Raw genomic sequence first — 25,350 nt, 5'->3', positions numbered from 1 at the left:
TGAGTTAGAGACGGCTGACCGCCGGCCCGAAAGCCGTTGGCGGCGCCCCATCTGTCACGGTTACCTGAGAGCTTGATCCGGCACGGACCTCAGCAAGGCGGACCTCACAAGGTCTATGCGGACTATCCCCTTCGGTGGACGTCACGATCGACTTCAATCGTGCCGTCTCTCTCCAGATCGTCCTGACGATACAGTCCTTTTGCCTGAGAGTTTCCGGGGCGGTTGCTCCGTCGGCGCCGCAATGAAAGTCGAAACTCTCAATGCGATCTCTCCCGCATCGTCGCGTGGACCATCGAGCAGTACGATGCGCCTTATTTTTAGACAAGGCTAAATTTCGCCCGCGACTGCCAACGCATTGTGCAGTGCGACATTGATTCAATTTATTCCAGCGTCGCCAGCAGTCCTGCCATCAGGCGGCCGCGTTCGACCAGACTTTCGACTTCGATATATTCCTCAAGCGTGTGGCCATTGCCGCCGCGCACGCCGAGGCCGTCCAGAGTCGGAATCCCCATCGCGCCGGTAAAATTGCCGTCGGAGCCGCCGCCGGAACTCGCATGCGGCAATTCCGCGCCGAGGGATTTGGCGATGCCGCGCGCCTTATCATACAGCGCCATGGTGCCGGCGTCCGGCTCCCACACCGGCCGCGTGACGCCGCGCGTCACCTTGAAGGTGACGTCGTTGGTGGTGCCCGACAAGGCCAGCATGCGTTCGACGCCGCGGTCGAGATCGGCCTGGCGCTTCGCCATCGACAGCGCTTCGCCGGTCGCGGTCGTCGCAACGCAATTGACCCATTGACCGCCATGCACGACGCCGACCGAGAAGGTGCAGTCCTCCGTCGTCATCGCGTCGATCGCAAGAATCTGCCGCGCCATCTCGCGGATCGCCGAGCGTCCGGCCGACAGCGTCGCGCCGGCGTGGCTCGGCCGTCCCGTCGCTTCCAGATTGAAGCGCGCGATGGCGTAACGTCCGGTGGTGACGCCGTTGTCGGCGCGGCCGGGCTCGGGCACCAGCACATATTTGTTCCGCGCGGCCTCCGCCTCGATGATGTCGCGCGTCGAGGGCGTGCCGACTTCCTCGTCCGGCGTGAACAGGATGGTGATCGGCAGGGGCGTGGTGAAAGAGGCGCGCGCGAGCTGCCGGATCGCTTCCAGCGAGAGGTAGTTGCCGCCCTTCATGTCGTAGATGCCGGGGCCGTAGCATCTGTTGCCTTCGCGGCGCCATTTCAGCTTCTCGATGGTGCCGACCGGATGCACGGTATCCATGTGCCCGGCGATCAGGATACCCGGCTCGCCTTGCTTCGGATGCGGGAAGCGCGCGCGGATGACGCCGCCGAAGCCCTGACGGCCGGCGATGCGTTCGATGGTCGCACCCATGATCGCCATATCCCGCGCCGCGATATCGAGCATGCGGTTGACGGCACCGGCGTCCCAGGTCGGGCTCTCGCATTCCACCCAGGTACGCAGGCCCTCGAGCATCGCCTCGGAATCGAAGGGAAGATTGGCTGGATTCATCTTAATTTCTCTCAGGCTTCGAAAGATGGAACGCGCATTGCATTGGTGCGGGCAAGACTAGCGGGGAGTGTTGTAGAGCCAAACCGATCTTTGTGGAGCCCGTGCACGTGCCGCCAGGGGCTGCGCCGAAACCGGATTGACGCGCTCAAGACTGTCTGCAAGTCTCGAAAGATAAAGGCATTGCATGAGGTTAGTTCGCTCAAAGAACGAACCTGATGCTCAATCAATGATCTGCCTTTGAACAGTTTCACGTCAGGAGAAGCTTTCTATGTCGAGCTTGATGCGCCGGGGGCGTCGCGCGTTCGCCTCCACACTTGCACTGTCGGTCGTCGCGCTTGCGACGGCGATGGCCTCGCCGGTGTTTGCAGCCGGAAAAACCATCACCGCGGTGATGCATTCGGATCTGCGCATCATCGATCCGATCTTCACGACCGCCTACATCACGCGCGACCACGGCTACATGGTCTATGATACTCTGATCACGACGGATGCGAACTTCAAGATCCAGCCGCAGATGGCGGACTGGAAGATCTCCGACGACAAGCTGACCTACACTTTCACGCTGCGCGACGGCTTGAAGTGGCATGACGGCACGCCGGTGACGGCGGAAGACTGCGTCGCCTCGCTGAAGCGCTGGGCCGCCGTCGACGGCATGGGCCAGCAGATGATGACCTTCACGGCCAGCATCGAGGCGACCGACGCCAAGACCATCACGCTGAAGCTGAAGGAGCCCTACGGCCTCGTGCTCGAGTCGATCGGCAAGCCGTCCTCGCGCGTGCCCTTCATGATGCCGAAGCGCCTCGCCGAAACGCCGCCGGACAAGCAGATCCCCGAGCAGATCGGCTCCGGTCCGTTCAAGTTCGTGCAGGGCGAATTCCAGCCCGGCGTGAAGGCGGTCTACGTCAAGAACACCGACTACGTGCCGCGCAAGGAGCCGGCGAGCTGGACCGCCGGGGCTAAGGTGGTGAAGGTCGACCGCGTCGAGTGGATCACCATGCCGGATGCGCAGACCGCGGTGAACGCGCTGCAATCGGGCGACATCGATTTCATGGAAGTGCCGCCGTGGGATCTCTTGCCGGTGCTCGAAGGCAATCCCGACCTCAAGGTCGAGACGCTGAACAAGTTCGGCTACCAGACGCTCGGCCGCATGAACTTCCTCTATCCGCCCTTCGACAATCCGAAGATCCGCCGCGCCGCGCTTCTGGCCATGAACCAGAAGGACGTGCTCGACGCGCTCGTCGGCAATCCCAAATACTACAAGATCTGTGGCGCTTTCTTCATCTGCGACACGCCGTTCGCGACCGACGTCGGCTCCGAATCGCTGGTCAAGGGCAACGGCATGGCGGAAGCCAAGAAGCTGCTGGCCGAGTCCGGCTATGACGGCACGCCCGTCGTCGTCATGGTGCCCGGCGATGTCGTGACGCTGAAGGCGCAGCCGACCGTTGCGGTGCAGCTGCTGCGCGAAGCCGGCTTCAAGGTTGATGCGCAGGCGACCGACTGGCAGACGGTGGTGAGCCGCAGAGCCAGCCAGAAGCCCCCGAAAGAGGGCGGCTGGAACATGTTCTTCACCAACTGGGTCAGCGCCGACGTGTCCAATCCGATCGCCAATCTGTCGATCGGTGGTCAGGGCAAGAAGGGCGGCTGGTTCGGCTGGGCGGAAGACGCCAAGATCGAGAAGCTCAAGGATGACTTCGTCCGCGCCGCCTCGCTCGACGATCAGAAGAAGATCGCGACCGAGATCCAGAAGGAAGCCTATGACCAGGTGATCTACGTGCCGCTCGGCCAGTACCTGGCGCCGAGCGCGTGGCGGAAGTCGCTGACCGGCGTGCTCGATGGCCCGGCGACGCCCGTGTTCTGGAACATCGACAAGTCGGAGTAAGGCCAAATCAAAAACGAGCGAAGGGCGCATTCCGCGCCCTTCGTCTTTTTCATCGCGCGGCGCCGCGTTTGCAGCGGCGTCGCTCTCGCCAAGAGGACTTCAATGTTCCAATTCATGCGGCGGGGGCGTCACGCGTTCGCCTCCAGCCTTGCACTTTCAGTCGTCGCATTGTCCACGGCGATGGCTTCGCCTGTTCTTGCCGCCGGCAAGACCGTGACCGCCGTGATGCACTCGGATCTGCGTGTCCTCGATCCGATTTTCACCAGCGCCTATATCTCGCGTGATCACGGCTACATGGTCTACGACACGCTGATCGCGACGGACTCCAATTTCAAGATCCAGCCGCAGATGGCGGACTGGAAGATCTCCGAGGACAAGCTCACCTACGTCTTCACGCTGCGCGATGGTCTGAAGTGGCATGACGGTACGCCGGTGACGGCCGAAGATTGCGTTGCCTCGCTGAAGCGCTGGGCCGCGGTCGACGGCATGGGGCAGCAGATGATGCTGTTCACCGCGAGCATCGAGGCGACCGACTCCAAGACGATCACGCTGAAGCTGAAGGAGCCGTACGCGCTGGTGCTGGACTCGATCGGCAAGCCGTCCTCGCGGGTCGCTTTCATGATGCCGAAGCGTCTCGCCGAGACGCCGGCGGACAAGCAGATCCCCGAGCAGATCGGCTCCGGACCCTTCAAGTTCGTGCAGGCCGAATTCCAGCCGGGCGTGAAGGCGGTCTACGAGAAGAACAGCGACTACGTGCCGCGCAAGGAGCCTCCGAGCTGGACGGCCGGCGGCAAAGTGGTGAAGGTCGACCGGGTCGAATGGATCACGATGCCGGACGCGCAGACGGCGTTGAACGCGCTGCAGTCGGGCGACATCGATTTCATGGAAAATCCCGCCATCGAAATGTTGCCAACCATCGAAGCCGACAAGGAGCTGAAAACCGAGACCTTGAACAAGTTCGGATTCCAGACCGGTGCGCGGATGAATTTTCTTCATCCGCCGTTCGATAACGTCAAGGTTCGCCGCGCGGCATTTCTGGCGGTCAACCAGAAGGACGTGCTCGATGCGCTGATCGGCAATCCCAAATATTACAAGACGTGTGCTGCGGTCTTCATCTGCGACACGCCATTCGCAACAGAGATCGGCGGTGAGACCCTGGCAAAGGGCGGCGACATTGCCGCCGCCAAGAAGGCGCTCGCCGAATCCGGTTACGACGGGACACCGGTCGTGCTGATGGCGCCGGGCGACGTGCTGACGCTGAAGGCTCAACCGATCGTGGTGGCCCAGCAACTGCGCGACGCCGGCTTCAAGGTCGATTTGCAGGCGACCGACTGGCAGACGGTGGTGAGCCGGCGCGCCAGCCAGAAGTCTCCGAAGGAGGGCGGCTGGAACATGTTCATCACGAACTGGGTCAGTGCCGACGCGGTCAACCCGATCTCCAACGTCGCTGTCGGCGGGCAGGGCAAGAAGGGCGGCTGGTTCGGTTGGGCAGAGGATGCCAAGATCGAGCAGCTCAAGGACGCCTTCGTCCGCGCCGGCTCGCTCGACGATCAGAAGAAGATCGCGACCGAGATCCAGAAGGAAGCTTACGATCAGGTGCTTTACATCCCGCTGGGTCAGTTTCAGGGGCCGAGCGCGTGGCGGAAGTCGATCTCCGGCGTGATCGACGGGCCGGCGACCCCGGTGTTCTGGAACATCGACAAGTCGGAGTAAGGCCGAACTCAGGAAGGACGCATCCTGCCCCTCCATCAAGCGGCGCCGCTGCCATCAGCGGCGCCGTTGTCTTTTGCCTTCCTTCTTGGGCGATCGCCCTTCGCGGAGAGCGGGGCGCATCTTTAACTCTTCCAGTTTCCCATTGTTGCTATTTGTTTCTGATCTGAAATAGATGGTTTGCTTCGCAGCATTAACTGCCTCCCCCTTTTGATTTGAGTCTCGTGCCGATCGATTTTGCATTCCAGGCGATGGCCGAACGGTCCGATCGCGCGCCGGCGCGCTGGCGACGGCCGTTTTTGCGCTGGCTCGACGGTGTGGAGACGGGCTGGGCCGTCCCGCTTCTCATTGCGTGCTTCGTTGCGGTCTGGACGCTGTATCTGGCAATCGCCTATGCCGGTAGCGGCCTGCATCCGGACACCCTGGAGGCATGGACGCTGGGGCGGAATTTCGCGTGGGGCTATCACAAGCATCCGCCGCTGATGGGGTGGATCGCCGCCAGCTGGACCTCGGTCTTTCCGCTCAGCGACTGGTCGCTGCAATTGATGGCGATGGTGAACGCGGGACTTGCGCTGTTTTTCGTCGACCTGGTCGCGCGGCAGTTCGTGACCGGGCACAAGCGCATCCTGGTGCTGCTGCTCTTGATGCTGACGCCGGCCTATCAGTTCCACGCCCAGCGCTTCAACGCCAACTCCGTGTTGCTGGCGACCTGGCCGCTCGCCACTTGGTGTTTTCTACGGGCGTTCGAGACCCGCTCGGTCCTGTGGGCAATTGCGGTCGGATGCACCACGGCGCTCGCCATGGTCGGGAAGTATTATTCGGTCTTCCTGGTCGCGAGCTTTGCCTTTGCGGCATTGGCGCATCCGGCGCGGCGCGTTTATTTCACCTCTGCCTCGCCGTGGATCTCGGTCGTCACCGGGCTCGCGGTGCTGTCGCCGCACATGAGCTGGCTCGCGACCACGGGCGCATCCACCTTCACCTACGCGCTGGCGGCTCATGCCAACGGCACGACCTTCAGCTCGCTCGGTGAGGTGAAGAATTTTCTGCTGGGACTGGTGGCGACCATCAGCGTCGCCGCCCTGATCTGGGTGCTCATTGCGGGCCGGCGCCTCGAGCAATTTCCGGCCGACTTCGTCGCGATGAGCCCGCGCCTTCGGCTTCTCTTCTACGTTGCCATCGGCACGATCGCCCTGCCGGTGCTGACCTCGCTCGCCTTGGGTACGGACTTGCCGTCGCTGTGGGCCCTGCAGGGGCTGTTCCTGTTCGTCGTGCTCGTCGTCTGCGGCTCCCGCTACCCGATTGAGCGCTTCTACACCGTCAATGCCGCAGTTACGGTTGCCGGCGTTGCGCTCGTCGCGGTGCTGGTCGTGGCCCCGATCCACGCCGTCCATCGCAACATCCACGGCTATGAGGAGGGACGGAATCTTTACGCGCAAGCCGCAGGCGAACTCACCCGGCAGTGGCGTGAGCTGACCGGCGAGCCGCTCGGCGCCGTCAGTGGCGATGATTCACTCGCCTTTGCCACGGCCTACTACAGTCCGGATCATCCGCATTATGCGCGCCCGTTCGAGTACCAATATGATTGGGGAATGCCGCGCAGGACGACGCTGGATCGTGGCTGGGCTGCGCTGTGTTTCGAGGGCCAGGACGATTGCGCCCGCTGGATGGAATCCGTCTCGTCCCGGGCCGGCAATCTTGTCAGGCGGGAATTCACCGTGCAGGCATCGCTGTGGGGCCGGCCCGGCCTGACGCGGAATATCGTGGTGTTGATGGTCCCGCCGCGCGCGAACGGTGGCAGGTCACCGCAAAGCGCGCCAGTTCCGAACACGGCGGATGATTTCAGTGCGAGCAGGCGCAGTCTGGAATAGGACTGCGTATGTCAGCAATGGCTGTCGCGAAGCTGCTCGAGCCCATTGCTCGCAAACGGGGGATTGAAGTCGCCGCGCTTGGCTGAAGATGCCGACCTTTCAGCCTGCTGACGATCCGACTCGTGAGCTTCGTCGCGCTGCTGTGGTTCCATGGAAAGGCCTCTCGAATTGCTGCAGGACAACATCGAGAGGTCCGCGAAGTTCCTCACACGATTGGGCGATGATGCGGCTTGAACAGCCGGCCTTTCTCCGCCACCAGCACGATTGCGAGCGCCGCAAGCGTCGACAGGAAGAAACCGAGCGAGAATGGCAGCAGCGTGCCGTCGAAACTCTGCCCGATCGCCGTTCCGACCGCGATGCCGATCAGCGTCGTGATGGAGCCGTAGAGCGAGGAGGCGGTGCCGGCGATGTGGCCCTGCGGCTCCATCGCGAGCGCGGTGAAATTGGCGACCATCATGCCAAACGAAAACATCATCAGCGCCGACAGCACCATGAACAAGGGCAGCGGCAGCATGCCGAGGCTCTCCGTCAGCAGCATCACGCCCGCCACCGCGGCATAGAGCGAGAGCGCGCCATGCGAGATCACGCGCATGCCGAGCCGACCGACGAGCTGCGAATTGAGGAAGCCGGCGACGGCCGTGCCGGCCGCGATCGCGGCGAAGGCGAGCGGGAAGTAACGGCCGAGATGATAGATGCCGGTGAAGATCTGCTGCGCGGAAAACACGAAAGCGAACAGCGCACCCATGACGGCACCGGCCGCCGTCGCATAGCCGATGGTCTGACGGTTGGTGACGGTCTGGCGGAAGGCCGCGAGCACGTCGGCGGGCGCGAGCGACCTGCGCTCCGTCTCGGGCAATGTTTCCGGAAGCCGCCACACGCTCCAGGCCAGCGCGATGATGCCGTAGAGCATCAGCACGACGAAGATGCCGCGCCATTGTGTCACCAGCAGCACGGCCTGTCCGAACGAGGGCGCGATCACGGGCACCGCGATGAAGATCATCATGGCGAGCGACATCACGCTCGCCATGCGGCGGCCTGCATAACAGTCGCGCACGATCGAGGTCGCGATCACGCGCGTTGCGGAGGTGCCGAGCCCTTGCAGCGCGCGGGCGAGCAGCAGCGTCTCGAACGAGGGCGCCGCAACCGCAAGCACGCTCGCCACGGCATAGACCGCCATGCCGCCGAGCAGCACCGGCCGCCGCCCGAATCGGTCGGACAACGGGCCCATGATGAACTGGCCGGCGCCGAAGCCGATCAGGAAGGTCGACAAGACGAGCTGGAGGTGGTTGGCGACGGGAATGTCGAAGGCCGCGCCGATATTGGGCAGCGCCGGCAGCATCATGTCCATCGCCAGCGGATTCAGCGCCATGATGGACGCGATCACGATGACGAATTCGGGAAAACCCATTGGACGGTGTCCCGAGGACACCCAACTGTCGGCATTGACGTCGGACAAGCAGCTCACCTCTGATTTCAGGGTCTTATCCATGTCCATGCTGCGATGCACAACCCATGTTTTGGGATGGGTGGTAGGCAGGGTGGGGAGCGGACAACAATTGGTGAAGAGCGACAGGGCGGCGACTGTCGTCAGCTCGCGCGGCGGGCTTGACTGACCAGATCCCGCGCCAATCGTCCGGCCGTTTCCACATAGTCGAGATCGCGGTGGATCAGCATCACGGCCGTGGCGCCGTCGAGCAGGATCATGATCTGTCGCGCGAGTGTCGCTGCAGCGGAAAGGCCCTGGCCCCGTAACTCCGCCTCCAGCCACGCTTCAAAGCGCTTCTTGTGAGCCGCGCCGGCCCTGACGGCCGGATGTGCGGGCGTGTTTGCGAGCTCGGCGATGGTGCGCAGGAAGCCGCAGCCACGCCATCGCGGCGTATCCACCGATCTGCCGAGCTTGGTGAAGAGACCGCCGACCTTGTCCGCAACCGTGCCCTCGGTCTCGGCGAACCAGCGCATATAGAGCTCCAGCGTCGGCTGGTCCCTGGCCGCAATGGTTGCGGCGATCAGCTCGTCCTTGCTGGTGAAGTGATAATAGAGCGTCTTCTTGGTGACTCCCGCCTTTTCGGCGACAGCGTCCATGCTGACCGCCCGGATGCCCTCGCCGTAGAACAGGCGCGTCGCCGCAACGACGATCTGTTCGCGCGTGGTGTCACCGCTTCTGGACATGCGCAATGTATACTGCCTAGTGAGTATACACGGCAAGATCGATGTGGCTGACTTCCGGGCCTGTTGACCTGGAAGGAGCCGGCACTTTGTCAGACTTGATACTCTCGGAAATGCGGGGCGCGGTCGCGCTGTTGACGTTGAATCGCCCGAACAAGCTCAACGCGCTGAACTATGCGCTCATCGACCAGCTGATGGCGATGCTCGACCGCATCGAGGACGATGCGAGCGTGCGCGCCGTCGTCCTGACCGGTGCGGGCGAGCGCGCCTTCTCGGCTGGCGCCGACATCGCCGAATTTTCCGAGAGCGTCAGGTGCGGACCCGATGAAGCGGTGAAGGCCTTCGTGCGGCGCGGGCAGACGATGACGGCGCGGATGGAAGCATTTCCGAAACCGATCATCGCCGCCGTCAACGGCATCGCCTTCGGCGGCGGCTGCGAGATCACCGAGGCGGTGCATCTGGCCGTGGCCAGCGAGCACGCCAGCTTCGCGAAACCCGAGATCGCGATCGGCATCACGCCGACCTTCGGCGGCACGCAGCGCCTGCCGCGGCTCGCGGGCCGCAAGCGGGCGCTGGAATATTTGCTGACGGGAGATGCCTTTTCACCGCAGCGGGCTTGCGAGATCGGGCTGGTCAACCGTGTCGTACCGCACGAACAGCTTCTGGAGACAGCCTTCGCACTGGCCCACCGCATCGCGCGACATTCGCCCCTGGCGGTGGCCCGAATCATCACCGCCGCAACGCGCGGCCTCAACGTCTCGATTTCGGAGGGCCTTGCCATCGAGCGCGAGCAGTTTGCGCGCATGGCGGCGACACAGGATACGCGCGAGGCGCTCGATGCCTGGCTGGCCGCCCGTGTCTCGCGGTAAGCGCCAAGCCGGACGGCGATCTCAGCTGTCGTCCGGACGGAAACCGGAGATTCACCATAACAGCGAGGTCGGCCGATCGGGGAGATGAATCCGCAACGCATCCTGTCCAGTGTGGCCGAGACGGACGCCGCTCAGGCGCCGAGAGGCAGGATGAGACGTGTCTGATATCACCGGCACAGCAGGGTGGTCGGGGCCGCCGGTCAACGCGACCGGCAGCCGCAAGGTCTGGCTCGGCTGCCTGATCGCGCTGGCGGCGCTGCTGGTGCTCGGCAATCTCCTCAGCGACGCTGCGCGCGATGCCGAGTACGGCTGGGACGTGCGCGTCAACTGCGCGGCGGTCGATGCGCATGTCGATGGGCGCGATCCTTACTTCGTGAAAAATCTGAAGGGCACGAAGCTCTCTTATCCCTATCTGCCGGTGACGCTGGACGCCTTCCGTCCGCTATGCGCGGGCGGCTTTCTCGTCGGGCATTTTCGCGGCGTGTTTCTCGTGCTCGCCGTGCTTTGCGGCTTGCTGCTGCCCGGCCTTGGCCGTGGGCGCGGTGGCGCGCGCGATATTGCGCTCAGGTTGCTCTGGGCGCTCGGCGCCTTCGTTGGCTTGGAATGGGTCTCGGCCTCGGGCAACTTCACCATGATGAGCGGTACGCTGAGCGCGGCTGGGTTGGCGCTGCTGCTTCGTTTCCCTGCGCCCGACGCGCACGATGATCGAGGGCGCGGTGCGCGCATCGTCGGCGCCGTGCTGCTTGGCCTCGTCGCCTCGTTCAAGCTAGTCTACAGCCCGGTGCTGGCAGCGCTCTATTTCCTGCCGCTGCCGCGCCGGCAAAAGATCAGTCTGATCGCGGCCGCCGCCGCAGGTTTGGCGCTGCCTTGTCTGCTCTCGGTCGGGCTCTATCCCGATCTGTTTTCGAGCTGGCTGCTCGCGATTAAGGGGCAAATTCCCGACCAGCATTCGATCTATGTGACGGACACCTCGTCCTCGCTGCTGCTGCTCGCGCAGGGCGCGCTGGACCATGCCGGGCTCGGCGGCAGCAAGCCGCTCGTGTTGGCAGTCTACGCGCTTGCGGCCATCGCGCTTGTGCTTGCGCCGCTTGCGCTCACCGTGCGGCGCATGACGCATGGACAAGTGCGCATGGGAGGCGCTTTTCTGGTGCGACTAGATCGCTGGCTGATCGATCATCCGTGCGCAGCCCTGCGCATCACCATGCTGGCGATGTACGGGCTCTATCTCTGCGCGCCGCGCCTGAAGGAATATGCCTTCTTCGAGCTCGCGCTCTACGGCGCCATTCTCATCGTCGATCTTCCGGCCGCCGCCCTTGCGGCCGTCCTGACCATCGGCATCGTCGTCCCGAATCTGGCCTCACGTCTCGGCATGTCGATCGAAGGCGGCTCGGTCCAGCTGGCGGTCGCGCTGGCCTGCTTCTGGATCATGCTGCGGGCGCGGTCGGTGCCGTCAGCTCAAATGGTGCGGGCAGCCGGGGTCGAACCGGCACAGCGCTTGCGCACCGAGGGATTTTAAGTCCCTTGCGTCTACCAATTCCGCCATGCCCGCTTGATCCAACGAGATCAAACACTTAAGTCCCGTCCAGCGGTCTGGAATTGGCGTTTTCGGCCGGACAGGGGGTTCTTCCTTAAGCGAGGCGGCGGCACAAGGCAAAGCCTCAATCCGGACATCTGGCCCTGCTTTAGGCATTCTCAATTCACGAAGGACTATTCTTCCGCCCATGCCTGCTTCGCTTTCCCTGTCCTTCCGCGCCTGTTGCGCGGTTGCCGCGCTGGTCGCAGCCGGCTTTGTGCTGTCCGGCTGTGCCGGCATGAGCGAGACGATCGCTCCGGCCTTCGCCGATCCCGCCAAATACGAATTGTACGACTGCAAGCAGCTCGAGGCGGAGCGCAAGTCGCTCGCCACCCGTACCGCGGAGTTGCAGCGGCTGATGGACAAGGCTGAGACCGGGGCTGGCGGCGCTGTCGTGTCCGAGCTTGCCTATCGCAATGATTACGTCGCGGTCCGCGGGCAGGCCCAGCTCGCGGACGAGGCCTGGCGCCGCAACAGGTGCCGGGAAACGCCGCCCAACGCGGCGCCGGCGACCACCGCACCTCAGCGGCCGGACATCAAGCCCGCGCCGAAGCGCTAAGGTGTGGGACGCCAGCGGTAGATCCAGTCCTGCCGCGCCAGCATGCGGTCCGGCCCGAGCGCACGGATCGCAAGGTCGCGCGCGATCGCGAAGGGACCGCCGAGATGATAGATGCGGCCCTGCTGCCGCGCGGTCCGCTGCACCTTCCTGACACGGGCCTGGCGCATCAGGCCATATTGCTTTAGCGCGGCGGTAACGTTGTCTGCCTCCGCGGCGGCCTCAAGACTCAATTGCCGGGCCAGCACGGCGGCGTCCTCGATCGCCATGCCGGCGCCTTGTGCGGCAAACGGCAGCATCGCGTGCACGGCGTCGCCGAGCAGCGCGACCGGGCCCTTGCTCCAGGGGCAGCCGTCGGGCACCCCGAACAGCGCCCATTTGCGCCAGCTGTCGACGGTGGCCAGCATCATCCGCGCGGCCGGCGGCCAGCGTGGCGCGGCGAAGGCCTCCATCACCTCCAGGGGATCGCCCGGCGTGCTCCAGCCCGGCCTGTTCCAGGTGCCCGGCAACACCGCCACGACGTTGATCTGTCGGCCGCCTGCGATCGGGTAGACGACGAGATGGGCGTTCGGCCCCATCCAGAGCTGCACCCGCCGCGCGGTCAGATCTTTCGGCAGCTGCGTGGCATCGAGCGTGCCGCGCCAGGCGATCAGCCCCGAGAAGCGCGGCTGCACCTCTGGGAACAGATGCTGGCGGACTGTCGACCAGATGCCATCGGCGCCTACAAGCGCGCTGGCAAGATCGCTGCGGCGAATGGTCCCGCTGCGATGGACCACCGTCAGTCCCTTGGCGTGGGGCGCGACATCCTCGAAGGTCGCGCCCAATTTCAGATCGATATCGGGATGGTCGGCGACCGCGCCTGAGAGTGCGGTCTGCAGATCGGCGCGATGCACCACCCAATAGGGCGCGCCGGCGCGCAGCGAGGCCGCTTCACCGAGCGGCATGCGCAACAGCTCGCCGCCGGCGCGCGCGCTCATGATCGAGACCGCCTCGGGGACGACGGCGCGCAGCTTCAGCCGATCAGTGAGGCCGAGCTCGACCAGCACGCGGCTGGCATTGGGAGAAAGTTGCAGTCCGGCGCCGACTTCCTCCAGCCGCTCGGCCTTTTCCAGCACGACGATGCGGAAACCGCGCTGCGCCAGGCTGAGCGCAGCCGTCAGCCCTCCGATGCCGGCGCCGGCAATGACGATGGTTCGCGGGAGCGCCACCCCTGGCCGAGGGAAACGGTCAGGCCACCTTGTCCTTCAAGACGCATTCCGGCGGACGGGCCTCGCCCGCCTTCAGGTCGGCGGCGAAACGGTACAGCGTCGAGCAGTACGGGCAGATGATCTCGTTGTCGTTGCCGAGATCCAGGAACACGTGCGGATGGTCGAACGGAGGATTGGCGCCGACGCACATGAACTCTTGCGAGCCGATCTCGATGACGGCAACGCCGGCATCGTTATGGAAGTGCGGGACGACATGGTCGGACATCGTAGTTCATCCTGGAGTGGCAATGGCGGCAGACACAATCAGCAGTGACGCAGCATATGAATGACGCGGCGGACCATACTGATGGGTGCATGTGATTGCTAGCCCGGCGGAACCGAAAGGTTCGCAATTGCCCCATGCTCATTTGCTCATGCAAATTCGACACAATCTTGTCGCCTCAGAGAAGCCCTTCTTTCGTCGAGGACGTTGTGTCGCAATTTTGGCATACTATGTCTCTCGGACACGCGAAATTGCGACGAAAGACGAACCATCGGCCGCGAACGATCCGGCGCAGGCGACCGCAAATGTCCAGGCTTTCAGCATGAAGTGGCTGCGAATCGGCTCAGCATTGTCAGGGATCGCTGCATGCAGCCTTGTGCTCGCGCAGGTGGCGCCGCATGCCCGGCACGCCGGTGCTGTCCTCGCCGCGCAGGACGACCCAGTGGCCCTGTCCGAGCTCGAGCTCGATGCGGCCCTCGCGCACAACGACCGTCTGGTCCAGGACAACATCGAGGCCGCACTCAAAGCCGGCGATGCCGATCTCGCCGACAGCTTCGTCGCGCTCGCGCGTGACCGCAACATCGCGCTGCCCGACGATCTCATCAGCCGCGTCGGTGATGCCGTCAAAGCCGAAAATTCCGGCTCGCATCTCGCCAAGCGCTTTGCCACCGGTCTCGTCACCGGCAATGCCGACGATATCGCGAGCCTGTCGGGAACGATCGCCGGCGATCTCTTCGTGATCGGCGACATCAGGGACGTCGTGCGCGAGGGCAAGCATCTTGCCATGGGCGAGGACACCGATCGCCTGGTGCTCGGTCTTGCGACGGCCGGACTTGCCGTCACGGCGGCGACCTATGTGTCCGCCGGCGGCGCGGCGCCGGTGCGCGCCGGACTGTCGCTGGTGAAGGACGCGCGCAAGGTCGGACGCCTCGGCGAAGGTCTCGCCGCATGGGCCGGCCGCTCGGCGCGCGAGGTGGTCGACACGCCGATGCTGCAGAACGCCGTCGCCAAGGGCTCGGTGTTCCGTCCGGGTGAGACCGTGAGCGCGATCAAGGCTGCGTTCCGTGTCGAGAAGGCCGGTGCGCTGATGCGGCTTGGCAAGGACGTCACCCGCGTCGCCGAGAAGACCGGCACGCGCGGCGCGATGGACAGCTTGCGCATCGCCGAAGGGCCGAAGGATGTCGCGCGCGCGGCGCGGCTTGCGGAAGCGCAAGGCGGCAAGACGCGCGCGATCATGAAACTGCTCGGCCGCGGCGCGCTACTGCTGGTCGGCGGCGCGTTCGATCTCGCGCTATGGCTCCTCGGTGCCGCGCTGACGCTGTTCGGGCTGTTGTCCTCGATCAAGGCGACCACCGAGCGCCTGACGCAGGCCTGGTGCGATCGCAAACGGGCGCGGCGGCTGCGCCGTGCGCAGATCGCAGCCCAATCCGCGCTGGCGGACGCGGCTCTGACCGCCTAAGATCAATCCCTCCCCACAACATTGCGGAACTGCTGATGCCGAGCTTTCACAACGGCGCCGTTGAAATGGCTTATCTCGACGAAGGCGAGGGCGATCCGATCATCCTGGTGCATGGCTTTGCCTCCAGCAAGAACGTGAACTGGGTCTATCCGACCTGGGTCTCCGAACTGCGCAAGAACGGCCGCCGCGTCATCGCGCTCGACAATCGCGGCCACGGCGACAGCGCAAAGCTCTACGAGCCCGCGCAATATTCGATTCCGACCATGGCCGGCGACGTGCTCGCGCTGATGGATCATCTCGCCATCCCGCAAGCCGACATCATGGGCTATTCGATGGGCGGGCGGATGACGGCCTGGCTCTCCCTCAACGAGCCGCAGCGCCTGCGCTCGGCGATCCTCGGCGGCATCGGCATCGGCGGCCTGATCGAGGGCAGCGGCCCCGGCGAGAACGTCGCCAAGGCGCTGGAGGCGCCCTCGCTCGACGACGTCACCGATCCCGTCGGCCGCACGTTTCGAGCGTTTGCAGACCAGACCCGCTCGGATCGCCGTGCCCTCGCAGCCTGCCTGCGCGGCACGCGCGATCTCATGACGAAGGAAGAGGCCGCTCGCATCGACGTGCCCGTGCTGATCGCGGTCGGCTCGGCCGACGACGTTGCCGGCTCGGCCAGCGCGCTCGGTGCGATCATCCCGGGCTCGGAAGTGCTCGATATCCCCGGCCGCGATCACATGCGCGCGGTCGGCGACAAGGTCTACAAATCAGGCGTGCTGGATTTCCTGTCACGCCGCGGCTGAGGTGATGGTCACGCCGCCTTGTCGCGGAACGCGGCGGCAAGCGTGGTGAGGAACGTCATGACGCGTTGCGTGCGCAGGGGCGGGCGGCGGTCGGAGGTGCGCAGCATCCATAGCGGTTCCCCGGACGAGCGCCAGGGCGCGAGCACTTCGATCAGCCGGCCAGCGCGAAGGTCTTCGCCGACGAGCCACGCCGGCCCCCAGCCGATCCCAAACCCTTTCGCGATCAACGCGAGCGAGGCGTGCGCGTCGTCGCAAATGTGCTTGGGCTTGGGTGTGACGCGAATGGGTCTCTTGCCGTGCGGGTCGGCAAAGCGCCAGGTCAGGATCTGACCGCTGGCGGGATTGCGGAAGCCGACGTGGTCGTGCGCGGAAAGCTCGTCAGGGGTCGCCGGCGCGCCGCGCGCCTTCAGATAGGCAGGCGAGGCGCAAGCGATCCAGGAGAATTTGCAAAGCCGCCGTGCCTGATGGCCGGGCACGCGGTCGAGGCGTCCTGAGCGGATCGCGACGTCGACCCCTTCCGCCGCGAGATCGAGAATCTCGTTGCGGAATTTGACCTCGATCTCGATTTCCGGCCGCTCCCGCAGGAATGCGGGCAGTCGCGGCAGGATGCAGGCGCGCGCGAACGAGGCGGGGGCGGTCACGCACACCCGTCCGCCATCGTCGCGCCCGACTTCGCCGAGCGCGGATTGCACACGGCCGAGACTTTCAACCAACGCGCGTCCCGCCGCCATCAGCCTGTCGCCCTCTTCGGTCAGCGCCAACGAATGGGTGGAGCGATGCAAGAGCCGCAAACCCCGGGCCTTTTCGAAGCGGGCGACCGCCTTGGACATCGCCGAGGTGGTCGTCCCCGCTCGCCGCGCGGCTTCGGCGAACGAGCCCGCCTCGACGACGCGGACGAAGGCGAGCAGACGCGAGAGATCGGGAGGTAAGGTTGTTGTGGACATGCAGTCCACATCATCATGGCTATGCAGTCACTACAAGGGCCATTCGCGAACGGCTAGACAGGGAGCGGTGGCGCGCATTTTGCGGCGCTCAGAACGCGGGACGTCCCATGAACCTCATCGAAATCACCCTGCAAGCCCTTGATGCGGCCGAGCGCGCGATTCCACCCGGCCAGCCGCTCTATATGCTCAATCTGCTGCGCTACCGCGCGCATGCGCGTTACGAGGACGGATTCGAAGCGGTGCCCTGTTCGGGCCGCGAAGCCTTCAATGAACGCTATAGGCCGGCATTCCGGCGTCTGGCGGCCGGTAAGCCGCTCGTGCGGATGTTTTCCGTGCCAGTCCTGGCCAGCCTCGTCGGCTCGCCAGGCGAACGCTGGGACGAAGCGGCAATCAATGAATATGGCGATTTCGCTACCTTCCGCTCGATCGTCGACACCGAGACTTACCGGCGCGAAGTCGCCCCCCATCGCCACGCGGCGCTGGAGGATTTTCGGCTGTTCGCGCTCGCCAAGGCCATGTGAAGCCCATGTGAACGCATTGATGGTCACGAGGCGCGATGACTCTGCATCCCAATCTCACCGCGCTTTGCTGTCGTCCCCAAACGCGCGAAACAGCGCCATCAACACCACGAAGGTGGCAACCCACACCATGCGTGCGCCGTAGCGATCGTGCGGGCCCGAGATGACGCCGCAGATGAAGGCGTTGCCGAGCAGGGCGAGCGTCACGGTCGCCGCCAGCAGCGTCAGGTCGTCGAGCCTGCGATGGACGAGTGCGTGTCCGAGCAGCGTCACCAGTCCCAGCATCGAGACCAGCGCCACCGGCACGTGCAGCCAGTTGACATAGTCGAAATTGAGCTCCCAATTCTGCTGCCGCGCGGCGCGCATCGCGGCGACCTGTAGCGGAATGTAGCGTTCGATGATGCCGTAGGTATGGGGAATCCAGCCGTTGGTGCCTTCGCCGGTCGCGACATCAAGCAATTGCCGCCCCATCGCCCGCAACGCGGCTTCGGCCTGCCAGACCGGATAGGCCGCGAGGGAGTGCACCACGATGTATCCCATCTCGTCGTTCATCCCCTCGAACCGGCCGAGGGTGTTGAACATGCTGTTGCCCCACAGGAATTCGTCGGCGGTTGCGGGCAGCTCATTGCGATAGGGGCAGAGCTTGAAGTTCTCGCGCGGACAGCGGTCGTTCAGATAGCGCGCCACGATCCCGTCCTGCATCATGCGGCCGAAGGCGACGCCATAGCCGCCGGGCGTCCAGGCCCATTGACCCGACAGCGCCTGATTGGCCGCGATCAGCATCAGGCTGCCCGCGACGATGGTCAGGCTCGCCTGGGCAAGTCCGGCGATCGGGAGACGACGTCCCAGAAACGGCCGCATCATCCAGCCGACGGCGCAGAGCCCGAGCAGCACGCCGAGCGTTGCGCTGTGGGTCGCGGCGGCAAAGGCGGTGAAGACGAACAGCGAGGCCTTCTCCAATCCCGAGATACGGCTGTCTCCGACGATCAGGAGAAACAGCGACAGGATCGAGAGCCCCGCAAAGATGTCGGTGAGCAGCATGCTTGCGAGCCAGGGCAGGGCCGTCGACAGGATCAACAGCAGGCTGATGGCGACGAAACGGAAGGTCTGCATCATCCCGAGCACGCGCAGCGTCAGCTGCAACAGCCACAGCGTTGCCAGCGACTGGACCGCGAGGTTGATCCAGAAGCCGAAGCTCTCGCCATAATGCAGATAGAGGCCGAACACGGTCGAGCGGCTGGGGACGAGATAACCCTCGTACCAGCGCGCCAGATAGCCACCGGTATCCCATTGCAAGAGCGGATAGCCGTTCCAGAATGCGGGCGCGATCATCAGGAGGGGCAGAGCACCCGCCGCCAGCCACAGCCCTAGCGTACCCGCAGCCTGCGGGCGCAATTGATCGGTGGTGATGCTCAAGTCAGCTCCGTCCTCGTGCCGGACCATGCCCGCAATAACGGTTGCGACGAAATTCACCAATAGTTTGACGCGGCCCGGCTTGAATTTGGCGAGACTCTGACCATTTTGAGCCGACCCTGGGGTCTCGGGGCGCCGGAAGAACCTGTTGTGTTTCAACGCGTTGCGGGACTTTCGCGGGGCAAGGCCCTGTTCACTCTCAGGCAAGCGCGTCAGGACTTTGTCGCCTACACTGTGCTATAGAGCGATACGGTTCGCGTCAGGAAAACGCGACAAACAAGAAACCTAGAGCCAAGAAAACCAGCCCATTCGAAAGAGCAATTCCATGGCAGTGCATCAGGTCAACCCGGGAGGCAGGCTCGCAACGCTCGATCCGATCTGGGATCGGATTCGCGGCGAAGCCGAGGACATCGTCCACCGCGAGCCCGAGCTTGCGACCTTCATCTATTCGACGGTGCTGCATCACAGCCGCCTCGAGGATTCGGTCGTCCACCGCGTCGCCGACCGCCTCGATCACTCCGCGCTGTCAGGCGATCTGGTGCGCCAGACCTTCGACGAGGCCCTGCGCGAGGATCCTGATCTCGGCAATGCCTTCCGTGCCGATCTCGTCGCGGTGTACGACCGCGATCCCGCGACCGCGCGCTTCATCGATCCCTTGCTCTACTTCAAGGGCTTCCACGCGATCCAGACCCATCGTCTCGCGCACTGGCTCTACCTGAAGGGCCGCAAGGACTTTGCATACTATCTTCAGAGTCGCGCCTCCGCGGTGTTCCAGACCGACATCAATCCCGCCGCGCGCATCGGCCGCGGCATCTTCCTCGACCACGCCACCGGTTTCGTCTGCGGCGAGACCGCTGTGATCGAGGACGACGTCTCGATCCTGCACGGCGTCACGCTCGGCGGCACCGGCAAGGAGAACGAGGACCGCCATCCGAAGATTCGCCACGGCGTGCTGATCGGCGCCGGCGCCAAGATCCTCGGCAACATCGAGATCGGCCATTGCGCGCGCATTGCAGCGGGTTCCGTCGTGGTCAAGCCGGTGCCGCACAATGTCACGGTCGCCGGCGTGCCCGCCAAGATCGTCGGCGAAGCCGGCTGCGCCGAGCCGTCGCGCACCATGGACCAGATGATCAACGCGATGGGGCTTTGATCTCGCCGATCGAGGGCCGGATTTGCCGGCCCTTTTCGTCCCCAAATTCTTTGGCAATTCATGCTGGCGGTTGGCCGCGTCTCGTCCTAAAACCCGCCGACCAATTTTGATCGGAGACTTGCCGTGGACGTCAAAGAAGTCAGAAAGCTCGACGCGTACTTGAAGCGCGTGTTCGGCAATCCCAAGATCCGCGTCGTGCCGCGGCCGAAGAAGGACGACAGCGCCGAGGTCTATATCGGCGAGGAGTTCATCGGCGTGCTGTTCGTCGACGACGAGGACGATGATCGCTCGTTCCAGTTCCAGATGGCGATCCTCGAGGACGATCTGGTCGATCAGGAATAGGTTTGGCTGCTCTCGTGTCCCGGACGCGCTGCAACGCCCCCGTAGCGCGTCGAAGACGCGCGTAAACGCGCTTACGGCGTTGCAGTGCAGAGGGACCCAGAACCCCCACGGCGCGTCGCTCTAACTGGGCCCCGGCTCAGCAGCGCACCGTCGAAGAGACGCTGCGCTGCGTCCGGGGCACGCGCGAGCGGCGAGGCGCACTCTCTCCACACCGTCATTGCGAGCGCAGCGAAGCAATCCAGGACTTCTTCCGCCGAGGGATTCTGGATTGCTTCGCTGCGCTCGCAATGACGCGGTTGGCTTCGCAGTCCTGCAGTTCTATTTCTTCGACAATGCGCAGTCGCGCCGTTGCGTCGGCGACCGTGACGCCTTCTGCATTGATCAGTTCGGCCTGCACGGCCATGTCGCGCTCGGTCCGCTCGATCATCCGCGCTCGCGCCTCGGCGGTACCAAGCTTGGCGGCACCGATGTCATCGGCAACAATCTGTGAGGGCGCGTGATCGCGCGCAGTTCGCGCTCGCCCGAGCCGACCACCGCAACGATGCCATCATGCTCCTGTTTTGCCCGACGGAGCAAGTCATATTTCGAAAAATACGAATTTGTCGAGATTGCTGAGCCGGAACAGGCGGCCGGCTACTGTGCATGGGGTTGTTTTCGACTTTTCCGTCGCGGCCGGGCTCAGCTGTGCGGCCCGCGTAATTGCGCGGTCAGCTTCTCCATCGCCTCCGCAACGTCGCGCCATTGCGACAGCCAGCTGCGTGGAAAGCGGAAGGTGAGGTCGGCGGCGCCGACGCGGCGCTCGGACAGGCACATGCCGGGCGTGGCCGCATCGCGCGTGCAGCGCGCCGTCAGCGCCGGGCTCGTCGCGGCGTACAGGTCCTCGCTGCCATAGGGCGTGTCGTTGCGGAATGCCCGCATGGTCAGTCCCTCGTCCGGGCTCGTCGCTGTCGGCTCGAGATAGCGCGGATAGATCGTCGTGACGCGCTGCTCGGGCGAGAGCGCATCGTGATGCGCCGCGATCGAAAGGAAGATGCGGTCGATCGGCTGCATGGCCGTGTCCACGGTGTCGGCCGTGACGTGCCGCGGCCCGGCCGGCGCTTCCAGCGAGGGATAGAGGAAATCGAGATCGATGCGCTCCTGCGGCCCGGAGTGCCGCTGGATCTTCATCCGGATCGCCTGAACCGGCAGGTTGAACAGCGTGCCGCCGACGCTGACCGGAAGCTTGTCCGGCGCCTCGGCGCCGCCGGTGCTCCAGGTCGGCCACAACAGATAGGCCACCAGCGCGATCGCGCCCGCCGCGAACACGCCGGTGAGGGCAAGCGCGACGAGATGCGCCCGCGCATGCGACCTTGCGCTGGTCCTGGGAGAGCGAGGGGAGGCTGCCGAAAACACCGTCATGACGCCGCGCAAAATGGCCGAAGTCGGCCGGCGGCCGACGAATCACCGGCGAATATGCCATGCGGCGGCGATTTCGCGCAGGGTTCCCGGCTCGCGGGAACGGGCGGGGCCCTGCGCGGGGCGGGCGGCGCCGTTAACCTTCGCTTAAGGATAATGTAGCGTTAACCGGCACTATTTGTCACAGGAAGGGACCTCGCGTTGCGTATGGGCGGACGTTCCGATGACACCTGAAGCTCTCAACACTCTGTTCTCGATCTGCATCGGGTTCGCGCTCGCGGGCGCGCTCGTCAATGGCTACCAGGCCCTGTCGCAGCGGCCCGCCGGTTTCGGCCTGTTGCAGGACGGCGTCGCGCCCCGGACCTTCGCGGCGGTGCCGTTCCTGGTGTTTGCGGCTCCCTTCATCATCATGCGCAACACGCTGCGCGGCATGCGGCTGGAAAGCCGCCGCTTCGAATTCGTGATGATGGCGACCGTGATCGCCGGCTTCTGGAGCATGATGAGCGGCACCTTCTTCCTGATGACACTGCGCGCAACCGGCGTGCTGGGCTGACCTCTTGCAGGGCTGCGCGGCGCGGCGGCCCTTTGCCTCCAAACCGTCGTTTCGCTATGGCTTGGGCTGACGCGACAGGAGACCTCCATGGCGATCTATGAGCTCGACGGGCAGGCGCCCGACCTTCCCTCCGACGGCAATTACTTCATCGCGGAAACCGCGACCGTGATCGGCAAGGTCCGCCTGAAGCCGGGCGCCAGCGTCTGGTTCGGCGCCGTGCTGCGCGGCGACAATGAGTGGATCGAGGTCGGCGAAGGCGCCAACGTGCAGGACGGTTCGACCTGCCACACCGATCTCGGTTTTCCGCTTCTGATCGGGAAGAACTGCACTGTCGGCCACAACGTCATCCTGCACGGCTGCACCATCGAGGAGAACGCGCTGATCGGCATGGGATCGATCGTGATGAACGGCGCGAAGATCGGCCGCAACAGCATCGTCGGCGCCGGCTCGGTCATCACCGAGGGCAAGGAGTTTCCCGAGCGTTCGCTGATCATCGGCTCGCCCGCGCGCGTGATCCGCACGCTCGACGACGCCCAGGTCCAGAGGATGGGAAGCGCGGCGAAGTTCTATGTCGCCAATGGTCCCCGCTTCAAGAAGGGCCTGAAGCGGATCGGCTGAAATCCTCGAAGCCGTAGCCGGGTTCCGCACCGTAATAGTACCTGCTGGTAATTTAATCCTCCGCTAGTGCAACCAGGCCTATCGTGACGCTCTTTCAGCCAAGGAGAGCGGCGCCATGGATGTTGCAGCGCCACGGTCCGGTTTCGAGGCCGTCATCCGGCTTTCGAAGAAATTTGTTCGCTTCGCACGCGGCGTCGACACGCTGAGCGTTGCGGAGAAGGTGTACAGCATCGCGGGCTCTCTCGCGATCGTCACCACGTTCCTGCTCGTGATGTCGATCCAGTCGGTGCGATTGCAGACGACCTATCGTCACATGCATGCGACCTCCGCGGAAGCTGCGATCGGCGTCGGGCGGATCAATGCGCTGATCTACGCGATCGTGATGGAATCGCGCGGTATCTACATGTCGGCCGATCGTGGCGCGACGAAGCAATTCGCCGACGGACTGCTTCGACGCAACAGCGAGCTCGCGGACACCGTGAAGAGCATGGAGCGGACCGTCGCTGACGACGACGCGCAATTATTCTCCACGTTCCGGCAGCGCATTGCGCAGTTCATCGAGTTCCGCCAGGAGCTGGTGCGGCGGGGACTGGAGGTCAGTCCCGCCGCGGCGCGCGAATGGGGCAACAACGATGCCAACAGGACCCTGCGCAACAAGCTCAACGTCGACCTAGAGACGCTCGAAAGAATCTATCGTCAACGGGCTCAGGAAGCCGATGAGCTCGCCGACACGAACCGCTATGCCGCGGCCTATCTGTTCATGCTCGGGCTCGTCGCGCTCTTTCTCGCTGGCCTGAATGTCGTCGTGATGCGGAGCTCGGTGGTCGGGGCGCTGGCCGAGATCACGCAGGCGACCGACCGGATCGCGGACGGGGATGTCAAGAGCGAGGTGCCCCATCTGCGCCGTCACGACGAGATCGGACGTCTCGCGCGCGCCGTGCAGCACTTCCGCGACGCGGTGGCGCGCATCTTCGAGCTCGAGGAGCTCGAGCTTGGCACCGCGCAGGCGCGGGACGCGGCGATGACCGAGCGCGACAAGTTCAACGACAAGTACCAGGCCAAGAAGTGGCAACTCTCGGCCGCGATCAACAGCATGCCGCAGGGCTTGATCATGCTCGATGGCAAGGCGGCTGTGGTCGCCATGAACGCCAACTATCGGCGGATCTACAATCTGCCCGAGACGATCCAGGCCGGAGCGACGCTCGAGGAAATCCTTCAGCACCGCGTCAAGAGCGGGTTGTTCAGCGGCGACGTCACGAAATATGTCGCGGCTGTTCTGGAACGCATCGCCAAGCGTGAGCCGACGGCCTATGAGATCAGCTTGAACGACGGCCGCACCATCAAGATTTACGAGAGACCGATGGACGGCGGCGGCTGGGTATCGGTGCAGGAGGACGTCACCGAGCAGCGTCAGCGCGAACGCATCCTCGAGCGGATGGAGCGTTTCCTCGCGACCATCATCGAGAACGTGACGGAAGGCATCATCGCCAAGGATGCGCGCAATCTGCGCTACGTCTTCGTCAACAAGGCTGCCGAGAAGATGATCGGCATGTCGCGCGGCGAGATCATCGGCAAGACCGCACGAGAATTGTTCTCCGCCGAGGCGGCCGAACTGATCGAGCGGCGCGACATGCAGCTGCTCGCCCAGAAGCAGCAACTCGAGCCGATCGTCGACACCATCGACAATCCCGCGCGCGGGCGCCGCGTCATTTCGGCCCGCCGGGTCCAGATCGGCGGTGCCGGCGAGGATTCCCACATGTTCGTCACCATGATCGAGGACCGCACCGAGAATATGATGGCGGCCGCATAATCATTGAGGGTCCGCATCGCGGCGTCAGCTTCCTTCGGATTCGCGCGCTTCGATTGCGCCAGCGACTTTCTCGTGACCGGCGGCCCACAGCGCGTGCTCGTCACTGCCGTCCTGATACGGATTGGCCTCGGCCGGAATGTTTTCGCGCGCTGCGCGTTCACCGGCCGCAAAGGGATCGATATCCATCATCTTGCTTTGCCTTCTTCTGACGCCATCGAATCTCAAGCTGATGTGACGGAATTTGTTCCGGAACCGGTCTTTGCCGCGGCCGTTGACGGTCCAGGAGAATTCCCATGACGAGATTGTTCGCAAGTGCTTCGATGAAGACGCTGATTGTCGTCTTCAGTCTTGCCGCGATACCGGCGGTTTCCTTCGCGCAAGGCTCTGCTGGGTCGGGCGGCGGATCGACTGGCGGCGTCGCCAATGCGCCGGCATCGCCACCTGGCACCAACAGCCTCGGCACGGCGCAGTCCTCGGGCGCGAACACGGCACCCGGTGTGACCACCGGCGCCGCTTCGCCTGCGAACGCCGGGGCCGATGCGACGGTGGGCGCCGAGAATCGGCTGCTTGACAAAAAGATCAAGAGCATCTGTCGCGGTTGCTGATGCTCGCGCGGAAGTGAGCCGTCGCGCCTATCATCGGTCGTTGGGTGACATTAGCTTGGCCCTGTTTTGAAGTGTGGAGTGTTTCCACGCGGAGGGTGAGTGATGTTACGCAAGATGATCCTGGCCGCACTGGCCGTCGCGGCAGTCGGT

24 protein-coding genes, 1 tRNA gene and 2 riboswitches are annotated in these 25,350 nt (G+C 64.4%); of the genes, 15 read left to right on the top strand and 10 right to left on the bottom strand.

Annotated elements, in window-relative coordinates; genetic code table 11:
- Positions 1-49 precede the first annotated feature (49 nt).
- Positions 50-178: riboswitch (glycine riboswitch) on the bottom strand.
- A 3-nt stretch (positions 179-181) separates the two neighbouring features.
- A riboswitch (glycine riboswitch) is annotated at positions 182-285 on the bottom strand.
- Positions 286-380: 95 nt separating this feature from the next.
- Positions 381-1,511: a M20/M25/M40 family metallo-hydrolase gene (locus tag G8O24_RS00125; RefSeq protein ID WP_188095311.1), complete on the bottom strand. Its 1,131-nt coding sequence runs from the start codon at positions 1,509-1,511 to the stop codon at positions 381-383.
- Between the two features lie 268 nt (positions 1,512-1,779).
- Here G8O24_RS00125 and G8O24_RS00120 point away from each other — a divergent pair, with 268 nt between their 5' ends.
- The 3 genes from G8O24_RS00120 to G8O24_RS00110 all read left to right on the top strand — a co-directional run bounded on the left by G8O24_RS00120 (position 1,780) and on the right by G8O24_RS00110 (position 6,968).
- On the top strand, positions 1,780-3,390 hold the full coding sequence (locus G8O24_RS00120) for an ABC transporter substrate-binding protein (protein WP_188095309.1): 1,611 nt from the start codon (positions 1,780-1,782) through the stop codon (positions 3,388-3,390).
- Positions 3,391-3,492: 102 nt separating this feature from the next.
- Positions 3,493-5,103, top strand: coding sequence for an ABC transporter substrate-binding protein (locus G8O24_RS00115; protein WP_188095307.1), 1,611 nt, complete (start codon positions 3,493-3,495; stop codon positions 5,101-5,103).
- Between the two features lie 248 nt (positions 5,104-5,351).
- Complete coding sequence (locus G8O24_RS00110) at positions 5,352-6,968, top strand: glycosyltransferase family 39 protein (RefSeq protein ID WP_188095735.1); 1,617 nt, start codon at positions 5,352-5,354, stop codon at positions 6,966-6,968.
- Between the two features lie 205 nt (positions 6,969-7,173).
- On the opposite strand, the gene G8O24_RS00105 is transcribed toward G8O24_RS00110, so the two are convergent.
- Both G8O24_RS00105 and G8O24_RS00100 read right to left on the bottom strand, forming a co-directional pair.
- On the bottom strand, positions 7,174-8,424 hold the full coding sequence (locus G8O24_RS00105; RefSeq protein ID WP_188095733.1) for a multidrug effflux MFS transporter: 1,251 nt from the start codon (positions 8,422-8,424) through the stop codon (positions 7,174-7,176).
- 131 nt (positions 8,425-8,555) lie between these two features.
- A complete protein-coding gene (locus tag G8O24_RS00100) occupies positions 8,556-9,137 on the bottom strand; it encodes a TetR/AcrR family transcriptional regulator (protein WP_188095305.1) in 582 nt (193 codons plus the stop codon).
- Positions 9,138-9,223: 86 nt separating this feature from the next.
- On the opposite strand from G8O24_RS00100, the gene G8O24_RS00095 reads away from it, so the two are divergent.
- The gene (locus tag G8O24_RS00095; protein WP_188095304.1) at positions 9,224-10,003 is read left to right on the top strand and encodes a crotonase/enoyl-CoA hydratase family protein; all 780 of its coding nucleotides are present in this window, start codon (positions 9,224-9,226) and stop codon (positions 10,001-10,003) included.
- Between the two features lie 1,460 nt (positions 10,004-11,463).
- On the opposite strand, the gene G8O24_RS00090 is transcribed toward G8O24_RS00095, so the two are convergent.
- Positions 11,464-11,552 (bottom strand) — tRNA-Leu (locus G8O24_RS00090).
- 172 nt (positions 11,553-11,724) lie between these two features.
- Between G8O24_RS00090 and G8O24_RS00085 the strand changes: the two genes are divergently transcribed.
- A complete protein-coding gene (locus G8O24_RS00085) occupies positions 11,725-12,135 on the top strand; it encodes a twin-arginine translocation pathway signal (protein ID WP_188095302.1) in 411 nt (136 codons plus the stop codon).
- Here the strand turns inward: G8O24_RS00085 and G8O24_RS00080 are convergent.
- Positions 12,132-13,340: an FAD-dependent monooxygenase gene (locus G8O24_RS00080; RefSeq protein ID WP_188095300.1), complete on the bottom strand. Its 1,209-nt coding sequence runs from the start codon at positions 13,338-13,340 to the stop codon at positions 12,132-12,134. The two genes, G8O24_RS00085 and G8O24_RS00080, sit on opposite strands and share 4 nt — an antisense overlap.
- Before the next feature lie 19 nt (positions 13,341-13,359).
- Positions 13,360-13,605, bottom strand: coding sequence for a zinc-finger domain-containing protein (locus tag G8O24_RS00075; RefSeq protein WP_106951976.1), 246 nt, complete (start codon positions 13,603-13,605; stop codon positions 13,360-13,362).
- Between the two features lie 319 nt (positions 13,606-13,924).
- Between G8O24_RS00075 and G8O24_RS00070 the strand changes: the two genes are divergently transcribed.
- Both G8O24_RS00070 and G8O24_RS00065 read left to right on the top strand, forming a co-directional pair.
- Positions 13,925-15,061, top strand: coding sequence for a hypothetical protein (locus tag G8O24_RS00070; RefSeq protein ID WP_188095298.1), 1,137 nt, complete (start codon positions 13,925-13,927; stop codon positions 15,059-15,061).
- Positions 15,062-15,096: 35 nt separating this feature from the next.
- On the top strand, positions 15,097-15,852 hold the full coding sequence (locus tag G8O24_RS00065) for an alpha/beta fold hydrolase (RefSeq protein WP_188095296.1): 756 nt from the start codon (positions 15,097-15,099) through the stop codon (positions 15,850-15,852).
- An 8-nt stretch (positions 15,853-15,860) separates the two neighbouring features.
- Here the strand turns inward: G8O24_RS00065 and G8O24_RS00060 are convergent, their stop codons facing one another.
- Positions 15,861-16,796: a LysR family transcriptional regulator gene (locus tag G8O24_RS00060; RefSeq protein ID WP_188095294.1), complete on the bottom strand. Its 936-nt coding sequence runs from the start codon at positions 16,794-16,796 to the stop codon at positions 15,861-15,863.
- A 107-nt stretch (positions 16,797-16,903) separates the two neighbouring features.
- Between G8O24_RS00060 and G8O24_RS00055 the strand changes: the two genes are divergently transcribed.
- Positions 16,904-17,317 (top strand): hypothetical protein, encoded by a 414-nt coding sequence (locus G8O24_RS00055; RefSeq protein ID WP_188095293.1) that lies wholly within the window; start codon positions 16,904-16,906, stop codon positions 17,315-17,317.
- Between the two features lie 54 nt (positions 17,318-17,371).
- On the opposite strand, the gene G8O24_RS00050 is transcribed toward G8O24_RS00055, so the two are convergent.
- Entirely contained in the window at positions 17,372-18,730 is a 1,359-nt protein-coding gene (locus tag G8O24_RS00050; protein WP_188095291.1) for a hypothetical protein, read from the bottom strand.
- Positions 18,731-19,052: 322 nt separating this feature from the next.
- Between G8O24_RS00050 and cysE the strand changes: the two genes are divergently transcribed.
- From cysE to G8O24_RS00035, 3 genes are all read left to right on the top strand, one after another.
- Positions 19,053-19,877, top strand: a complete 825-nt coding sequence (gene cysE, locus G8O24_RS00045; protein ID WP_188095289.1) for a serine O-acetyltransferase — start codon at positions 19,053-19,055, stop codon at positions 19,875-19,877.
- 123 nt (positions 19,878-20,000) lie between these two features.
- Positions 20,001-20,219: a DUF3126 family protein gene (locus G8O24_RS00040; protein WP_007602550.1), complete on the top strand. Its 219-nt coding sequence runs from the start codon at positions 20,001-20,003 to the stop codon at positions 20,217-20,219.
- Positions 20,220-20,487: 268 nt separating this feature from the next.
- The gene (locus tag G8O24_RS00035; protein WP_188095287.1) at positions 20,488-20,709 is read left to right on the top strand and encodes a hypothetical protein; all 222 of its coding nucleotides are present in this window, start codon (positions 20,488-20,490) and stop codon (positions 20,707-20,709) included.
- Between the two features lie 188 nt (positions 20,710-20,897).
- On the opposite strand, the gene G8O24_RS00030 is transcribed toward G8O24_RS00035, so the two are convergent.
- A complete protein-coding gene (locus G8O24_RS00030) occupies positions 20,898-21,617 on the bottom strand; it encodes a hypothetical protein (protein ID WP_188095285.1) in 720 nt (239 codons plus the stop codon).
- Between the two features lie 220 nt (positions 21,618-21,837).
- On the opposite strand from G8O24_RS00030, the gene G8O24_RS00025 reads away from it, so the two are divergent.
- The 3 genes from G8O24_RS00025 to G8O24_RS00015 all read left to right on the top strand — a co-directional run bounded on the left by G8O24_RS00025 (position 21,838) and on the right by G8O24_RS00015 (position 24,595).
- On the top strand, positions 21,838-22,167 hold the full coding sequence (locus G8O24_RS00025; protein WP_188095282.1) for a DUF6949 family protein: 330 nt from the start codon (positions 21,838-21,840) through the stop codon (positions 22,165-22,167).
- 87 nt (positions 22,168-22,254) lie between these two features.
- Positions 22,255-22,785 carry a gamma carbonic anhydrase family protein gene (locus G8O24_RS00020; RefSeq protein WP_188095281.1) on the top strand — a complete coding sequence of 177 codons (531 nt, stop codon included), beginning with the start codon at positions 22,255-22,257 and terminating at the stop codon, positions 22,783-22,785.
- Between the two features lie 115 nt (positions 22,786-22,900).
- The gene (locus tag G8O24_RS00015) at positions 22,901-24,595 is read left to right on the top strand and encodes a PAS-domain containing protein (protein ID WP_188095280.1); all 1,695 of its coding nucleotides are present in this window, start codon (positions 22,901-22,903) and stop codon (positions 24,593-24,595) included.
- Between the two features lie 24 nt (positions 24,596-24,619).
- Here the strand turns inward: G8O24_RS00015 and G8O24_RS00010 are convergent, their stop codons facing one another.
- Positions 24,620-24,784, bottom strand: a complete 165-nt coding sequence (locus tag G8O24_RS00010; protein ID WP_188095279.1) for a hypothetical protein — start codon at positions 24,782-24,784, stop codon at positions 24,620-24,622.
- A 104-nt stretch (positions 24,785-24,888) separates the two neighbouring features.
- On the opposite strand from G8O24_RS00010, the gene G8O24_RS00005 reads away from it, so the two are divergent.
- Complete coding sequence (locus G8O24_RS00005) at positions 24,889-25,200, top strand: hypothetical protein (RefSeq protein ID WP_188095278.1); 312 nt, start codon at positions 24,889-24,891, stop codon at positions 25,198-25,200.
- Positions 25,201-25,350 lie beyond the last annotated feature (150 nt).

Source organism: Bradyrhizobium campsiandrae (genome assembly GCF_014529705.1).
In the GTDB taxonomy this organism is placed as follows: domain Bacteria; phylum Pseudomonadota; class Alphaproteobacteria; order Rhizobiales; family Xanthobacteraceae; genus Bradyrhizobium; species Bradyrhizobium campsiandrae.
Note: the sequence above shows the minus strand (reverse complement) of the source record. Positions and strands in the feature narration are given on the sequence as shown.

Bases quoted from the DNA above. Each gene is read 5' to 3' on its own strand.
- G8O24_RS00125 (WP_188095311.1), bottom strand. From the start codon at position 1,511: ATGAATCCAGCCAATCTTCCCTTCGATTCCGAGGCGATGCTCGAGGGC.
- G8O24_RS00120 (WP_188095309.1), top strand. From the start codon at position 1,780: ATGTCGAGCTTGATGCGCCGGGGGCGTCGCGCGTTCGCCTCCACACTT.
- G8O24_RS00115 (WP_188095307.1), top strand. From the start codon at position 3,493: ATGTTCCAATTCATGCGGCGGGGGCGTCACGCGTTCGCCTCCAGCCTT.
- G8O24_RS00110 (WP_188095735.1), top strand. From the start codon at position 5,352: ATGGCCGAACGGTCCGATCGCGCGCCGGCGCGCTGGCGACGGCCGTTT.
- G8O24_RS00100 (WP_188095305.1), bottom strand. From the start codon at position 9,137: ATGTCCAGAAGCGGTGACACCACGCGCGAACAGATCGTCGTTGCGGCG.
- G8O24_RS00085 (WP_188095302.1), top strand. From the start codon at position 11,725: ATGCCTGCTTCGCTTTCCCTGTCCTTCCGCGCCTGTTGCGCGGTTGCC.
- G8O24_RS00075 (WP_106951976.1), bottom strand. From the start codon at position 13,605: ATGTCCGACCATGTCGTCCCGCACTTCCATAACGATGCCGGCGTTGCC.
- G8O24_RS00070 (WP_188095298.1), top strand. From the start codon at position 13,925: ATGAAGTGGCTGCGAATCGGCTCAGCATTGTCAGGGATCGCTGCATGC.
- G8O24_RS00065 (WP_188095296.1), top strand. From the start codon at position 15,097: ATGCCGAGCTTTCACAACGGCGCCGTTGAAATGGCTTATCTCGACGAA.
- G8O24_RS00060 (WP_188095294.1), bottom strand. From the start codon at position 16,796: ATGTCCACAACAACCTTACCTCCCGATCTCTCGCGTCTGCTCGCCTTC.
- G8O24_RS00055 (WP_188095293.1), top strand. From the start codon at position 16,904: ATGAACCTCATCGAAATCACCCTGCAAGCCCTTGATGCGGCCGAGCGC.
- cysE (WP_188095289.1), top strand. From the start codon at position 19,053: ATGGCAGTGCATCAGGTCAACCCGGGAGGCAGGCTCGCAACGCTCGAT.
- G8O24_RS00030 (WP_188095285.1), bottom strand. From the start codon at position 21,617: ATGACGGTGTTTTCGGCAGCCTCCCCTCGCTCTCCCAGGACCAGCGCA.
- G8O24_RS00025 (WP_188095282.1), top strand. From the start codon at position 21,838: ATGACACCTGAAGCTCTCAACACTCTGTTCTCGATCTGCATCGGGTTC.
- G8O24_RS00020 (WP_188095281.1), top strand. From the start codon at position 22,255: ATGGCGATCTATGAGCTCGACGGGCAGGCGCCCGACCTTCCCTCCGAC.
- G8O24_RS00015 (WP_188095280.1), top strand. From the start codon at position 22,901: ATGGATGTTGCAGCGCCACGGTCCGGTTTCGAGGCCGTCATCCGGCTT.
- G8O24_RS00010 (WP_188095279.1), bottom strand. From the start codon at position 24,784: ATGATGGATATCGATCCCTTTGCGGCCGGTGAACGCGCAGCGCGCGAA.
- G8O24_RS00005 (WP_188095278.1), top strand. From the start codon at position 24,889: ATGACGAGATTGTTCGCAAGTGCTTCGATGAAGACGCTGATTGTCGTC.